15 protein-coding genes are annotated in these 13,808 nt (G+C 68.9%); 6 read left to right on the forward strand and 9 right to left on the reverse strand.

What is annotated here, in order from left to right; genetic code table 11:
* Positions 1–23 precede the first annotated feature (23 nt).
* The 4 genes from B5557_RS44480 to B5557_RS46225 all read right to left on the reverse strand — a co-directional run bounded on the left by B5557_RS44480 (position 24) and on the right by B5557_RS46225 (position 4,016).
* Positions 24–659, reverse strand: coding sequence for a hypothetical protein (locus B5557_RS44480; protein WP_197697298.1), 636 nt, complete (start codon positions 657–659; stop codon positions 24–26).
* Positions 660–737: 78 nt separating this feature from the next.
* Positions 738–2,030, reverse strand: coding sequence for a hypothetical protein (locus tag B5557_RS11070; RefSeq protein ID WP_079658965.1), 1,293 nt, complete (start codon positions 2,028–2,030; stop codon positions 738–740).
* A 403-nt stretch (positions 2,031–2,433) separates the two neighbouring features.
* On the reverse strand, positions 2,434–3,081 hold the full coding sequence (locus B5557_RS11075; protein WP_197697299.1) for an SMI1/KNR4 family protein: 648 nt from the start codon (positions 3,079–3,081) through the stop codon (positions 2,434–2,436).
* 338 nt (positions 3,082–3,419) lie between these two features.
* Positions 3,420–4,016, reverse strand: a complete 597-nt coding sequence (locus B5557_RS46225) for a Rieske 2Fe-2S domain-containing protein (RefSeq protein WP_079658966.1) — start codon at positions 4,014–4,016, stop codon at positions 3,420–3,422.
* Between the two features lie 121 nt (positions 4,017–4,137).
* On the opposite strand from B5557_RS46225, the gene B5557_RS11085 reads away from it, so the two are divergent.
* A complete protein-coding gene (locus B5557_RS11085; protein WP_231976330.1) occupies positions 4,138–5,667 on the forward strand; it encodes a flavin-containing monooxygenase in 1,530 nt (509 codons plus the stop codon).
* 167 nt (positions 5,668–5,834) lie between these two features.
* On the opposite strand, the gene B5557_RS11090 is transcribed toward B5557_RS11085, so the two are convergent.
* Together B5557_RS11090 and B5557_RS43640 are read right to left on the reverse strand one after the other, a co-directional pair.
* Positions 5,835–7,712: a CASTOR/POLLUX-related putative ion channel gene (locus tag B5557_RS11090; protein WP_231976331.1), complete on the reverse strand. Its 1,878-nt coding sequence runs from the start codon at positions 7,710–7,712 to the stop codon at positions 5,835–5,837.
* A gap of 74 nt (positions 7,713–7,786) precedes the next feature.
* On the reverse strand, positions 7,787–8,035 hold the full coding sequence (locus B5557_RS43640) for a hypothetical protein (RefSeq protein WP_143688167.1): 249 nt from the start codon (positions 8,033–8,035) through the stop codon (positions 7,787–7,789).
* 362 nt (positions 8,036–8,397) lie between these two features.
* Between B5557_RS43640 and B5557_RS11095 the strand changes: the two genes are divergently transcribed.
* From B5557_RS11095 to B5557_RS45685, 3 genes are all read left to right on the forward strand, one after another.
* Entirely contained in the window at positions 8,398–9,045 is a 648-nt protein-coding gene (locus tag B5557_RS11095; protein WP_107472709.1) for a TNT domain-containing protein, read from the forward strand.
* Positions 9,042–9,281: a hypothetical protein gene (locus tag B5557_RS11100; protein ID WP_079658969.1), complete on the forward strand. Its 240-nt coding sequence runs from the start codon at positions 9,042–9,044 to the stop codon at positions 9,279–9,281. Before B5557_RS11095 ends, B5557_RS11100 begins: the two co-directional genes overlap by 4 nt.
* A gap of 292 nt (positions 9,282–9,573) precedes the next feature.
* Positions 9,574–9,702 carry a hypothetical protein gene (locus tag B5557_RS45685; protein WP_269460210.1) on the forward strand — a complete coding sequence of 43 codons (129 nt, stop codon included), beginning with the start codon at positions 9,574–9,576 and terminating at the stop codon, positions 9,700–9,702.
* A 162-nt stretch (positions 9,703–9,864) separates the two neighbouring features.
* Here B5557_RS45685 and B5557_RS11110 read toward each other — a convergent pair whose 3' ends face one another.
* Positions 9,865–10,944, reverse strand: coding sequence for a nuclear transport factor 2 family protein (locus B5557_RS11110; RefSeq protein ID WP_079658970.1), 1,080 nt, complete (start codon positions 10,942–10,944; stop codon positions 9,865–9,867).
* Between the two features lie 208 nt (positions 10,945–11,152).
* A complete protein-coding gene (locus B5557_RS11115) occupies positions 11,153–11,749 on the reverse strand; it encodes a TetR/AcrR family transcriptional regulator (RefSeq protein WP_079658971.1) in 597 nt (198 codons plus the stop codon).
* 231 nt (positions 11,750–11,980) lie between these two features.
* Here B5557_RS11115 and B5557_RS11120 point away from each other — a divergent pair, with 231 nt between their 5' ends.
* Positions 11,981–12,925 (forward strand): NAD(P)-dependent oxidoreductase, encoded by a 945-nt coding sequence (locus B5557_RS11120; protein ID WP_269460221.1) that lies wholly within the window; start codon positions 11,981–11,983, stop codon positions 12,923–12,925.
* Here B5557_RS11120 and B5557_RS11125 read toward each other — a convergent pair.
* Entirely contained in the window at positions 12,906–13,358 is a 453-nt protein-coding gene (locus B5557_RS11125) for a DUF6299 family protein (protein ID WP_079658972.1), read from the reverse strand. The genes B5557_RS11120 and B5557_RS11125 overlap by 20 nt on opposite strands.
* Before the next feature lie 230 nt (positions 13,359–13,588).
* On the opposite strand from B5557_RS11125, the gene B5557_RS11130 reads away from it, so the two are divergent.
* On the forward strand, positions 13,589–13,801 hold the full coding sequence (locus tag B5557_RS11130; RefSeq protein WP_079658973.1) for a DUF5999 family protein: 213 nt from the start codon (positions 13,589–13,591) through the stop codon (positions 13,799–13,801).
* Positions 13,802–13,808 lie beyond the last annotated feature (7 nt).

Here is a 13,808-nt window from a genome sequence, read left to right on the forward strand (position 1 = left end):
TCTGTCTCTCGGTGAAGCCGTCATCAGTGTCCCCCTCGTGAGAAGTGTGTGAGCTTGTCGGCGCTGAACCCCGGGACGACCTGCCGCATCCGGGCGCGGATGCCCGCCGCTTCCGGAAAGGCCGGGTCGTCGAGGGTCAGCGCGTTGTGCCATCCGACGTATCCGCAGGTGAGCAGGGCGAGTTCGAGATAGCCGGGAAAGGACGGGACGAGCGGGCGCAGCCCCTCCCCGAGGTAGTGGTAGCGGACCTCGTCGCCGGGCGGAGCGTCGGGCTGCTGACAGAAGGCGGCACACGCCTCCGGGCTGAAGAAGTCGAACGGTTTGACCGGCTCGAAGCGGTCTCCGCCGGGGAAGTCGTCGAACCAGATGGTCTCGCGCCAGTCGGAGAAGATCTCGGCCAGCGGAAGGATGTCGATCGAGCCGGAGTCCGTCGGCCGGCCGCCCTGGTCCGGCGGCGTGTAGTCCCAGGCGAGGGTGAATCCGTTGAGCCGGGTGTAGAAGTCCTCGACGCCCTCGGGCAGGCGGTCGTCGGCGAGGGCGCGCGCCTCGGCCAGTTCCGCGGCGGCCACCGGCGGCCTGATCTCGCTCTGCCGGACCGCGACGCCGGGTACGGCGCGCAGTTCCTCGATCCGCGCGGCGACCCGCTCCCGGTAGTTCACGCCCCGTCACCTCCGTGCTCGCACTCGCACTCGTCTTCGTACTCGTCTTTTACTCGTCCTCGTACTCGTTCGCCGCTGTCACTTCTTCCTCACGCGCAGGGGGCGCCGTTCGCTGACGTCCTCCTGGTTCTGCCAGCTCTTGGACCATTTCTCGTAGTCCTGGAGAAGGACGGCATTGACGTTCTTCTGTGTTTTGATGAAGGCGAGCTTGTTCGCGGCCTTGCCCGGGAGCCCCTTCGATGTGATGCGTTCCTTGGCCCAGTTGTCGAGAATTTGCAAGCGCAGAGGCTTGCTGAGCTCCTCGAAGAACTCGGTCAGTTGGTCGGTGGGCATCTCGCTCAGCAGGCTCGATCGCGCTTTCGGACTGTAATACTTGAAGATCGTGTCGTCCGTCTTCGCGAGATCCCTGAGTGGCCCTCCGACCATGTTGACCAAGTCTGGGTGCCTGAACACCAGTTGTCGCTGGTCTTCCACTTTCGGCACCCGCAGCGTGAACAGGGCGTCGACCAGCTGGGTCCGCCCTGCGTCGGCCAGCGGCTCAATGGCGTGCTCGACCAGTTCATGGGAGGCGATTGCCACCGACGTCAGGAAGCTGCCGACGTCGGCGATCTGGCTGTTCGCGTCGTACAGCCAACCGAGCAGGTTCGCCTGGGTGGCCGACGAGAGGTCCCGGTAGAGGTCGGGGTAGGCCCGCAGGATCGCCACCTTCAGGTCTGTGGTCGGGACGAGGGAGAACACCTGGGCCCTGGTCTGGTCGTCCTTCGTGCTCAGGTCGGTCACCAAGGCCGGGGCCGAGCCCGTCCATTGCTGGTACGGGAGTTTCGCCGCTCCCTGCAGCGGATCAACGGGTACGGGAATCCGGCTCTGCCAAGCACCGTCCAGGCCGGGTCTTCCTTTGACCTTCCAGACCATGCTGATGCGGTTCGGGACGACCGACGAGAAATCCGTGTCGTTCGCGGGCGAGACCAGATAATTCACCTCGGTCCTGAGCCGCACGCGGTGGTTGGAGTTGATCAGGTCCTTGACGGGATCCTCCGCCTGTGCGGACATCAAGCTGTTGACCTTGGCCGGTCCGGGTGCCAGGTTCCACTTCCTGTTGCCCAAGCCGCCCAGCCGTCCGTTCCACAGGTGCATGCGCACGGCCCGGTAGGGCGCGTGTGCGGGCATCCCGCCACCCTTCACCAGGCCCGCGTTCCGCAGGTTCGCCCACCCGATCGGCTCCACCGTCGGTTGGTTGTGCCCCTCTCCGAGAGTCCTGCCCCGCAGGTTGTCGACCTCCACGATGTGGGCCCGCCCGCTGTCTTCGGTGACCCTCGGGTCGTCGCCCTGCATGGTGCCGTCCGTCCACCGCTGGATCACCAGGCGCTGCACGGACGGTCTCGCCGGCGTACCTGGGCCGGACCTGAGCAGTGATTTCCCGGATCGAAGACGCGCGACGGTGGGACGAGGGGGTGCGCCGTCAGCTTGCCGTTGCTGCTCCGCCGGATGCACGACTGCGGTGTTTCGCAGGGTGTGCTGCGGGTTCAGGACCGTCTGCGGCGTCAGCGCGTCCGACGCCCGGGCGTCTCCGCTCGTGGGCGCGACCACCTGTCGTACGGCCTGAGACACGGGCGGCGATGTGTCAGCTCGCCTGCCAGGCTCACGTTCGTATGCGCCCACGGGGGCTCCTCCCTCTACCGTTGTCCGACGCGTCCGATCGTGACCCGCCCCACTGACTTACCGGAGCGGCCCACGTGCGGAAAGAACCATGAGGGCAGCCGCCAGGGCAGTGTGTCTAGGAAGTCCAGGAGTGCCTTTCGTCGCGCACCCGCAATTGAGCCGCTGGCAGAGGGACGACGGGGGTCGATGGGTGGCGCGGCCAGTCCGGCGGCAGCAGGGCCCACGAGCCGTGCTCCAGCCACTCCGCGAACCGGACCGGTCGGGCGCCGCCGAGATGGTCCAGGGACAGCGGCACGATCCTGTCGCAGGTCGCCCGCCCGTCCCACCACACCGTGCCCGCCAGCGGCCCGGTCACCGCCAGTAGCGTGGAGAAGCCGCACCCATGCTCCTGCACGACCACGGCACCGGCGGTCTTCAAGTCCTCGAACTCGCCGGCCTCGTCGTCCCAGGCACGCCATGCGTCGGCGTACGCCGCCTCGTCCTCGAACGCCTCGGCCCGCGGCTCCCGCGCGGCCAACTCGTCGTCGGCCTCGTCATAGGAGTCGGGGTGCGGAAAGGGCACGGCCAGCAGAGCCCGCATCGCCTCGTCGTTCCCGGCCCACCACCAGCCGCGTTCGGTCCGCTCGAGCCGGGCCAGTGCCCCACCGGCGCTCACCTCGCGCAGGTAGTCCCGGTATTCCGGGGGAAGGGACACACCCAGTTCCTGCTCGGCCTCGGCTGCTTCGGCCTCGGTGAGGGGTGGCGGGGGTGGTTGCTGCCTCATGGGGCGAGTGTAGGAGTCCGCCGCAACTTGCCTGCCGTGTGCGGGAGTTCGGTCCAATGCGGCTAAGAACTCCTATCGCAAGACCAGGCGGCGGTACATGTCGTGGTCGTTGCCGCGGTCGCCCAGCATCACGTCCGGGCGGCGCCGGGGTCGGCCGCGCTTGCCAGGTCATTCGCCCCGGTCAGCTGCCATCAGCCAGTCATCGTGGCAGGTCAGCGCGTTCACTGGTCTCTGCCGGGACATCTGAGCGCGGGAGCGGTGCGGCGGCGGTCGATGCGGCTTGGCGACACCGGTTGTCCGCTCCGTCCGCCACGTTGGACCCACGACCGGTTCCGGAGTCAACCCCCGAAGGGCTCGACGCGGAGGTATCCCAGCCCCGCCAGGAGGAACGTGTTGTCGGCCTGGATCTTCTGCTTGAGCGCGGGAGGCCGGTCCTGCCCGAGACGCAGACGCATGCGCAGGAGAGGGCCCTGGGCCGTGGGCGAGTCGAGTTCTTGCACGGCCACGTGATGCAGGATCGGGAGGTGCCGGTAGTCGAGGGTGTTCTCGATGATCTCCTGGGCGTAGGTGTGTACGTCCGTACTCCAGGCGGCTGTCGGAACAACTCCGGTCTGAGCGGTGTCGGGGACTTCCCAGGTGAAGAGGAAGCCGTTGCGCTCGCTGATGGTGTGGTGTTGCAGGCGAGCGCGCGGGGGCGGGCCGTCGGGTGTGCGGACGCAGGTGCCGTCGGGGGCGAAGGCGAAGCGATGGAAGGGGCATACCAGGTTCTGGCCCTCCACGGTGCCGCCGGCGCCGAGGTGAGCGCCCAGGTGTGGGCAGTAGGGGTGCGCGCCCCGGGACCTGGGCAGTTCGTCCCTCATCGTCATGGCCGGCAGCGAAACACAGGAAACCCACTGATACTTAGCAGACTGAATAAGATCACTCTTAAGAGGCATCTACCGGCTATGTCAGTAGATGCTCTCGCGAACAACTCTACGATCGGTTGCTCCGAGTAAGCGGTTGGGGGCGGTTCGGCATCAGTACCGGGTCGCTCCCGGAGGCAGGCAGGGGGCGCCGGTGACCGACGACAGCATCGACAGGCCGGGAAATGAAGCGGAAGTCGTCGTCATCGGGGCCGGTCTCTCCGGCGTGGCCGCCGTGATCGCGCTGCGCCGGGCCGGGTTCGACGATGTCGTCGTGCTGGAGAAGTCCAACCGCCTCGGCGGGACTTGGCGCGACAATACGTATCCCGGATGCGGCTGCGACGTACCGTCGGTGCTGTACGAATACTCCTTCGCACCCCACTCGTGGAGCCGGGGCTTCGCCGACCGATCCGAGATTCTCGACTACCTCGACACCACCGCGGCAACACACAGTGTGGACAGGGCGATCCGCTACGACGCGGAAGTGCTGAGCGTCCGCTGGCACCCGGAATCTCACCGCTGGAACCTGCAGACCACGTCGGGTACGTACACTGCACGGGCCGTGATCGTCGCCACCGGCCCTTGGCATCGGCCCCGCCATCCTGACATCCCCGGCCTCGACACCTTCCCCGGCACCGCCTTCCACTCCGCCCGTTGGAACCACGACGTCGACCTGACCGGGCAGCGTGTCGCAGTGGTGGGCACCGGAGCTTCCACCGTCCAGTTCCTGCCCGAGATCCAGCCGAAGGCGACCCATGTCGACGTCTTCCAGAGCACACCGCAGTGGGTGCTTCCGAAACCTGACTACCCCCTCCCTCCGGGTCTCCACCGTTTCTTCGCGCACCACCCGGCAACACGCCGCGCACTACGCGGACTGCACCACTGGACCCAGGAAGCTATCGGCGTACCCCTGCGTCACCCCCACCTGGTGCGGCCCTTGGAGGCCCTCGCCCGCTTCTATCTGCGTACCTCGGTACGGGACCGCGCACTACGGCGGGCCCTTACTCCCGACTACCGTTTCGGCGGCCGCCGCCTGATCACCTCCGGCACCTACTACGCCGCCCTCACCCGGCCCAACGTGCGGCTGCATCCCACCCGCGTGACCGCTGTGGAGGGCTCCGACGTCGTCGGCGCCGACCGCACCCGCACTCGCGCCGACATCATCGTCCTGGCAACCGGATACCACATCGGCGACGTCCCCCTGGCCCCCCGACTACATGGCACCGACGGTGCACTGGCTCAGACCTGGGTCGACAACCGTCGCGCCTACCTGGGTACCAGCGTGAGCGGATACCCCAACCTCTTCCTGCTCATCGGCCCGAATCTGCTCACCGGAACCACCGCCGTCCCCACCATCCTCGAAGCCCAACTCCGCTACATCACCACCGCCCTCAACCACCTGCGCACCAGCGGGGCGTCCGCACTGGATGTCAAACCCGAGGCCGAAGCAGCCCACCAGCAGGCCCTGCACGAGGCGCTGCGCAACACCGTCTACAACACCGCCGGCGGCACCAGCTACTACTTCGGCCTCCCGGGCATCAACACCTTCTGCTGGCCCTGGTCGACCGCCAGGCTCGTCAAACGCCTGCACTCCTTCGACCCGGACGTCTACACCTGGACGCTGCCCCTGCCCGCCCAGGCCGGCGCCGAGCGGGATGGTCTGCCCGCCCACCGGTCGGACTGACCCCAGTGTCTTGGGGCTGGGGGCTGGGGGCTGGGGGCGGGAGGGCGGCTCGGCGGCGGCTGCGCCTGCCTGGCCGGTCCGCGTGCGGCAGCCCCTCCGGCTTCATGGATGACAGGCGGGTGGGGCAGGAGCGTTGCGATCGTGCCTCTTCGCCGCCGCCCGCGTGCTCATGATCGCTCGGCGAGCACGATGACCGCGTCCTTCGCGGTCAATACCAGCGGCTGGGTCCTGGACGGGTTGAGGAAGATCCCGTACGCCGGCGGCTCGTCGCCGCGGCGTGCCAGACGGTAGCCGATGGCTGTCTCTCCTCGTCGGCGTGCCGCCTCGATCGCCGTGGCGAAGTTGGCCTCGGCTCCCGCAACGAGGTAATTGGAGGCCGGTTTGAGGTAGATCTCCGAGCCCTCGGGTTCCAAAAGATCGGTGAATACGGCGTAAAGGTGCCGGTTCTCGGTCAGTTGGGTCAGCAGGAGGCTGACCACCTTGGTGCTGACGATGAAGTCGTCTGCCTTGGTGACCTGGGCGATCTCGCGGTTGGCGTCGTCGTTCATCTCGGTGACGATCGAGTAAGGGTCCCCGAGACGGTCTTCGATGTCGCGGAGGTGGAGGAGCGTCACCAGTGTCCGGTCGTCCGCCGGGCCTGGGCTGATGCTGTCATCCGCGAGGACCACGACGTGCCGGTAGTTGCCCAGGTCCAGCGCCTCCAGTGAGGAACGCCGAGTCGGCTCACAGTGCTTGTGACCCACCGTGAGGTTCTCAAGGCCCTCCGGCAGGCCCCTCGCCGGTGGCCGCGGCGAGGCGATGTCGAGGACCGAGTCCGGCTCCACGAAGCTGTCCAGGAGCCTGACGAGCTTCGCTGCACGGGAGTTGGTGCCGATCAAAAGGGTGCGGTCGGGTTCCGGCGGCCGGCTGAGGGACGAAGCGATCGCTGATTCGACGATGGCCGGCGGGGTCTGGGCCAGCCGGATCACCAGGTCGTCCTCCGCGAGCAGGATCATCTGGTCGCCGGAGCCGATGACGGTGTCCATCGCGGGGTTGATCAATACCTCTCCGTTGCTTCGGCGCAGGCCGACAGGGATTCCGAGGTCATACGCGTGAAGGGCCTCACCGAAGGCCGACCCGACCAGGGCAGGCTCGTCACGCATGTAGAACTCGTTGCGGACGAAACTCAGCACTTCGTTGAAAACGGTGGACAGGCCCGTCTGCCGGTGCGCCTGCGCGACGAGGCGGACGGTGATGTCATCGGCGTCGATGACCAGGGCGTTTTCACCCGCGGCCAGCCGGGCTGCGGGGACGTTCTCCGACTCCTGCACCGCGGCCACGACGGTGGGGCGCGTGCCGCGCCAGGTCCGGCTGTTCAGCAGCAGCAGGATTTTGATGACATTGATGTCGTTGTCGCCACCGCCCGGCGGCAGCACCATGATCGACTTGGCGGTGTCCGGGCTGACCAGCTCCAGGTCCGTCCGCACCAGAGGGCTGCCCGAGCGGCAGATGACCCGGGTGTGGCCGGTGTCGGGGATCCGGGAGCGGATCGCGTCGTCCATGTGGACCTTGTCCTCATCGGCGAGGACGACCACGCATGAACGGCGTTCGCTCTGGTTCGCTTCCACCAGCTCCGCGATCACCGTGAAGACCTGGTCCGACCAGCCCAGCACGATCGTGTGCCCGCGCTCGATCAGCCGTGACCGGCCCTTGCGCAGCTCCTGGATCCGGCGATCCAGACCCGTGGTCAGGACACCGATGAGCGCACTGACAATGAAGATCCCGCCGACGGTCACCGTCAGCATCAGGGCCAGGAACACCGGCCCGCCGGTGTCTGCACCCATCGTGCCCGGATCCAGCGCGCGCAGCAGACTCATCCACGCCACGCCCAGCCAGCCGCCGTTGCGTTCGGATTCGGGGTCGGTGAGCACCACCACCAGGGTCGTGACCAACACGATGAGCACAAACGAGGCAAGCGCGAGCCAACTGATCAGTGCTGACGTTCCCCGGTCCATCGTGCCGTCGAACCAGTACCGAAACCGCTCCCGCAGTCTGCCGCGCCCCACCCCAGCCCCCTCACATTCCCCTTGCCGAGCCCGTTCGGCCCCCTCTTCTCCGAGTTCACGGCCGGTGCAGTGCGTCACGCCGAGCGGCTGGCTGCGCGGTCAGAACCTTCAGCGCCACCACGGGGTGGAACAGCACGGCGCACGTTGTACCAGTGCGCGAAACGCGCCGCGAGCGACTCGCTGTCCGGGTTCCACATCAGGTCGCTGTTGGTGGACTGCCTCCAGGGGACAAGCCCTTGGCGGCCCACCTTCTTCTGGAAACCGGCGGCGAGACCGTCCAGCTGCCCGGACGCACTGCGCCGGGCCCAGACGGGGTTGAACACGCGCGGTCACCAATCCCGCGCAACTACCGCCGATGACAACGGCCCTGCCCCAAGGATGCTCTGCTCCCATGCCATCTCCCCCACGTGACCAGGCCAGCGCCTCCACGCCAAGTCAACGACACCGCTGAACCGCCCGGCCCCGGGCTCGGGAAGCACTCGGGGAGCGCGTTACAGCAGAGGCCGGCTGACAACCAACGCTCGCACATCATCAAGGTGACGTGCTCGTACCCTCCAGACGTCATCCGTGGAGTCACCATCCGTTCATGATTCACTACCATGTGCCACGCAATGACAGCCTCATCGAAGGAGGCCGCGTGGACCGTAGCCGTACCGACCTGAAGATCCGTGCCGTCCTCGCCACGATGGGCGTCACCGTCGTTTTCGCGGGTGCCCCAGCAGCCCAGGCGGCCCCGGCCAAGCCCGCCACTCCACAGGCCGCCGCTGTGGCACCGGCCCCCTGCACCGGCGAGTTCCAGGGCGACAAGCGACTCGGCCCGAAGCACCTGCCGCACAAACGGCAGCAGCCGGTGGGGCCGTTGCTCAACCACTACCACCGCACGGGAAACCTCTCCTCCGCCGAGTTCCTCAAGAAGTACTGGGAGGGGCCGGCCGACACCGGCAGCTGGAAGTACCCGCCCAACGACGGCTTCACCGAGGTCAACGGAACCGTTGACAAGGCCCCCGAACTGCTCGTCGACGGCGAGCGCCTGGACCGCTTCGGCTCCGAGTACGGCTCCTACCTCGCCCCGGCCGGCGACCCGTACGCCAAGCGCGCCCTGCCCCCGCAGAACCTCAACACCCGGGACGCCGCCTTCCCCTGCGACTACCACCTGTACAAGGTGACCAAGCCGTTCGTCGTCTGGCAGGGCTCCATCGCCCCCTGGTTCGCACAGCCAGGCGGCGGCCAGCAGATCAAGCTCGACCCAACGTTCCTCGACCCGGGCCCAAGGCAGCGCCTGAACGTCAACTGGCTCGTAGACCACGGCTATCTGGCCCGCGTCCCCGCGTGAGCCACCGGCAGACACTCGACCGGGCACTCCAAGAAGCCGGAGTGCCCCCCGAGCACTACTGGATCGAGGCCATCCACGAACCCGCGCCCACCCCGCCCGACTTCGTCTACCTGCGCACACTGCCAGACGGCCGCTGGGAGACAGGCGTGTTCGAACGAGGCGTGCACGAGCCCATCGCCACGCACCCCACGGAAGCCGCAGCGTGCGCCCACCTCCGCATCTTGCTCGGTGTCTGACCACCAGCCCCAAGAATGCCCCTGATCCAAGGCCGTGTCCTACGTGGTGAGGCGGACGAGCAAACAAGCGCCGGACGGGGCGGCCACAGTGTCTCGTTGAACCGGGGCATTCATCGACGCGGGCATACCCGACGCGGGGCCGCGACCCCCTCGACGTCGAAGTGACGGGCCTCACAGAGAAGAGAAAACCCGTCGCCCGCGCCGGGCGTCTAGCGGGTGTGAGACGAGTGAGGAAAGCACTGGACGAGCCGGACGAGGAGAGTCTCGTCCGGCTGGTGGCCTATCTGGCGGTGTGGAGGCGGTCCGCCGACGACTGGGCGGGGCCGACGGCGGCAACGGTGTGGGCGGCTACGCCGTACGCGTGCTGGACGGGTACGAGATGGACCCCGACGTGTGGCTCACCCGCTGCTGCATGTCCTGACGGGCTCCGGCGTGGGAACGGACGAGGGCATCCTCACGGCGGCCCGCGCCGTACTCCGCGCCGAGCGCCGGACAGGGCACGTCATCTTGGCCGACCGATGAACCGGTGGAAGGCAGGTAAGAGCCGGTCAGGTCCTGGTCCGGCGTGAGCGTCCTGTTCGGTTCAGTAGCCGATGGCCTCCCGGAGAAGCAGCACGGTGCCTCGCCCCGGGCGAGGTTCCGCGTTGAGGACGAGCAGGCGGTTGACGGCGCTGGGCATCCCGTAGACCGCCTGGGCGCGGGCGTTCTCCAGCGGGAGGGCGTGCTCCTCGACCCGGCGCAGCGCTGTGTTCAGGTCGGGCACCACTTTCTGTGCGCCGACGACCCAGACCGCGTGGGCGGCGCCGCCCGCGTTGGCGGGGAGTTGACTGCCGCTGCCCGAGGCAAGGACGAGCGAGTCGGTCTCGGTGACCGCGGCGACGCTGTTGACGACGAAGTCGGGGCCTGCGACCAGCCTGCGGATCTCGTCGGCGCCGGTGGCACGGTCGATGGCCAGGACGCGCGGCCTGACGGCGTCGTACCGGCCGCCGGCGTTGATGTCCTCGTCGATGCCGGACAGCCGGAGGGTCTCGCTGGCTCCGGTGAGCACGCCGGCGCCCTCGGGAATCAGCTCCTTGACGCGGACGCGCGCGGCCGCCGCGTCGTCGAGGATCTCGACGGCGAAGCCGCCCGCACGCAGCGCGGCGGCTGCCCGCTCCAGTCGTTCGGCCGATGCTGGGTCGGCAAAGGACACGGCCGCAGCCTGGTCGGTTCCGGAGTCCTGTGCCGCGTGGGGCGCCGCGCCCGCCAGCGGGGAGGTGTCGAGGTACCGGACCTCGTACACCCGCTCGGCGAACTTCCAGCCCTCCTCGGTGCGCTGGTAACGGTCGTGGTAGATGGCGTAGTTCAGGCCCTGGCGTCCGTCTAGGGTGCGCGCGAGTTCCTGGATGTAGGCGCGGCCGGTCGCGGTGTCGCCGTCGAGCAGGATGGTGCCGGGGTGGGTGTTCTGCACGAAGAAGTCCCACAGGCTCTGCAGCCGTTCGCCCCCGGCGATGATTTCCTCCCGGCCGACGTGCTCGACCGGGATGTTGGGCATGCTCAGGACGCCGTCCGGTGTGAACAGCGAGGCCAGGCGGGGCCGGTCGCGCATCATCGCCGCGTCGGTGAACTCGCCGCGCAGTGCCTCGATCTCGACGCGGTCCGCGATGGCCTGGAAGTCGTTCATCGAAGGTCCCCTCTCCGTCTTGTCGTCGTCCTCACCGGTACGACGACGCAGCCCGTCGGAATGTGAGGCGCCGCGCCGGCCCGGCCTTCCGCCGGGGGACGACGACGGAAGACGGGGGCCGATGACCACTGGGGCAGCGGGCTGTCGTGGAACGCCTGGCCGGCTGATTGCCCACCCCCCAGAGGAGAACCGCGGGTGGGGCGGCCGGTCAGTCCGCCGGGGGTACCGCCGCGTCGAGGAGGGGGGCGAGTTCGCGGACCACGGTCGTCAGGGCTCGGACGTCGCGTTCGGCGCGGGCCATGAGGATGGCCCCCTCCAGGGCGCTGATCATGAGGGTGGCGAGGGCGCCTGCCCGCTCCTCGGGCACGCCCATGCCGGCCAGGGCCTGGGCCACCGGCCCGGTCCAGGTGGCGAACGCGGCGGCTGCGGCCTCCCGGGTGGAGACGGTGGACTCGGCGCAGTCCACCGTCGCGGCGGCCACAGGGCAGCCGCCCGCGAACCCGGCGGCCTCGTACTCGTCGGTCCACTGCCGCACCATCTCGGCGAACAGTGCGCCGGGCGTCGGCTCGGGCAGCGCAGCGAGAAAGCGCGCCACCCGGTTCCCCGCGTACCGGCCCGCCCAGCTCACCGCCTCGTTGACCAGCTGTTCCTTGCCGCCGGGAAAGTAGTGCTGAAGCGAACCGCGCGGCGCCCTGGCATGGACGGCCACCTCGCGCATGCCGGTGGAGGCGACTCCGTCGCGCCGGATGAGCTGCGCCGCGCTGAAGACCATCCGCTCCCGCGGCCCTCGTTCGGTCACCGCCATTTGTCGACCTCCGCCACCACGTCACGAGTGCTCCGGCTCTCACTCTATGACCGCCGTCATAAAGAGGGCTACTATGACCGCTGTCATAGTCGATCGATGGTGGGTGAGTGCGACGAGCGCGACAAGGGCGACGGCCCCGCCTCGGGCATGAGCCGGACAAGGCGGTGGTGCATCGTGCACGTCGATTCCGGTGGTTCCGGTGGTACGGGTGACACTGGCGATACTGGTGGTATCGGTGGTACTGGTGGTACCGGTGGCCCCTTCGGCTTCCTCCGTTCGCTCGGCTTCGTCGGGCTCGGGGTCATGGGGCAGCCCATGGCCCTCAACCTCGCCCGCGCCGGGACGCCCCTCGTCGTGTGGAACCGCACCCCCAGCCGGTGCGAGCCCCTGCGCGCGGCCGGAGCAGGGATCGCGGAGAGCCCGGCCGAGGTCTTCGACCGGGCCGGGACGGTGCTCCTCATGCTGGCCGACGAGAACGCGATGGACGCGGTGCTGGGGCGCGGCACCCCCGACTTCGCGGCGCGCGTCGCCGGACACACCGTCGTCCACATGGGCACGACCTCGGCCGAGTATTCGGGCAGCCTCCAGGACGACATCCGGGCGGCGGGCGGGAGATACGTGGAGGCTCCGGTCTCCGGGTCCCGCGTGCCGGCCGAGCAGGGCGAGTTGGTGGGCATGCTGGCAGGCGACGACGATGCCGTGGCGGCCGTGCGGCCTCTACTCGTCCCCGTCTGCCGCGAGACGTTCGGCTGCGGTCCGGTCCCGGGCGCGCTGCTGATGAAGTTCTCGGTGAACCTGTTCCTGATCACGCTGGTCACCGGGCTGACCGAGGCGTTCCACTTCGCCGACCGGCACGGGCTCGACCGGCGCCTGCTCCGGGACGTCCTGGACGCGGGCCCGATGGCCAGCGCGGTCTCCCGCGTGAAGGCGACCAAGCTGCTGGCCCGCGACTTCACCGTCCAGGCGGCCGCCGCGGACGTCCTGAAGAACAACCGTCTGATCGCGGAGGCCGCCCGCAAGGCCGACCTGGCCTCCCCGCTCCTCGACGTCTGCCACACCCTCTACGGCGAGACCGTCGACCAAGGCCACGGCGGCGAGGACATGGCAGCCGTGCTGCACGCGCTGGAGACCCGGACCGACAGCGCGGCCTCGTCGCTCAGCCCTCCGTCAGGGTGATGTCCTCTTCCCGTGTCGCGTGGAAGCGGGGCAGGGGCAGGCCGCCCGCGGGGCGGAGTTCCATCAGCGTGGCCTCTACCTGGGCCGCGCCGGGTTCGAGGTCTTTCGGGGTGGCCTTGCCGGTGTTCTTCCAGGTGTGCTCGGCGCCGTCGCACACGGCACGGCTGCCGCCGATGCCATGCCGGACGTCGGCGGATTTCTGGCCGACGGAGGAGCTGACGAAGACGGGTCCCGTGTTGCCGACGCAGCGGTAGGTGCCCGAGAGGGTGACGGTGCCGTCGGCGGCGATACGGCCGACCGGGTCGACGGTGACGGACTCCGACGTATCGGCAGCGGCGGTGGCAGCGGCGGTGGCGGTGGCGGCGAGAGCCGGAACGGCCAGCAGAAGCAGGGCGGCACCGGTGGCCGCGGACAGGGTGGGGCGCAGCGACATGGAAGAACCTCCTGTTGTGGGAGCCTCCACTGGTACCGGGCGGGCGCGCCCGCGGCGGTGATCGTCACTCCTTCGGTGGCGAGTCCGCGCCGGTCGTCGACGAACGGTCGTGGAGTTGTCCTGGTGCTGTCACGCTTTCGGGCACCCTCTGGCGATGACTTCGCACCGGGCGCATGGTCTGTCCATGCGGGCCGACCGGACGGCCGACCCCACCGACGTGGAGGTGCGCCATGTGTTCCCACCAGTTTCCCAGCGCTTCTGCCGAAGCCCATCCCGTGCACGTCGTCGCCGCCCATCCCGAGCAGGGCTGGAACCTGCTCTGCGACGGCACGATCGTCTTCGACGACTGCGGCGAGCTGCTGCCCGACGGCCGGGTCGTGGACCCGCACCGGATGACCGTGACCGTGCCGCCGGCCGCGGAGCGGCTGGCCGTCGCCGCCTGACCCTGAT

It is taken from the genome of Streptomyces sp. 3214.6, assembly GCF_900129855.1.
Taxonomy (GTDB): Bacteria; Actinomycetota; Actinomycetes; order Streptomycetales; family Streptomycetaceae; genus Streptomyces; species Streptomyces soliscabiei.

Coding starts and splice junctions, on each gene's coding strand:
- B5557_RS11110 (WP_079658970.1), bottom strand. CDS start 10,944: ATGAACGACTTCCAGGCCATCGCGGACCGCGTCGAGATCGAGGCACTG.
- B5557_RS11095 (WP_107472709.1), top strand. CDS start 8,398: ATGGGCGTCACCGTCGTTTTCGCGGGTGCCCCAGCAGCCCAGGCGGCC.
- B5557_RS11075 (WP_197697299.1), bottom strand. CDS start 3,081: ATGAGGCAGCAACCACCCCCGCCACCCCTCACCGAGGCCGAAGCAGCC.
- B5557_RS11125 (WP_079658972.1), bottom strand. CDS start 13,358: ATGTCGCTGCGCCCCACCCTGTCCGCGGCCACCGGTGCCGCCCTGCTT.
- B5557_RS46225 (WP_079658966.1), bottom strand. CDS start 4,016: ATGCCTCTTAAGAGTGATCTTATTCAGTCTGCTAAGTATCAGTGGGTT.
- B5557_RS11130 (WP_079658973.1), top strand. CDS start 13,589: ATGTGTTCCCACCAGTTTCCCAGCGCTTCTGCCGAAGCCCATCCCGTG.
- B5557_RS11115 (WP_079658971.1), bottom strand. CDS start 11,749: ATGGCGGTGACCGAACGAGGGCCGCGGGAGCGGATGGTCTTCAGCGCG.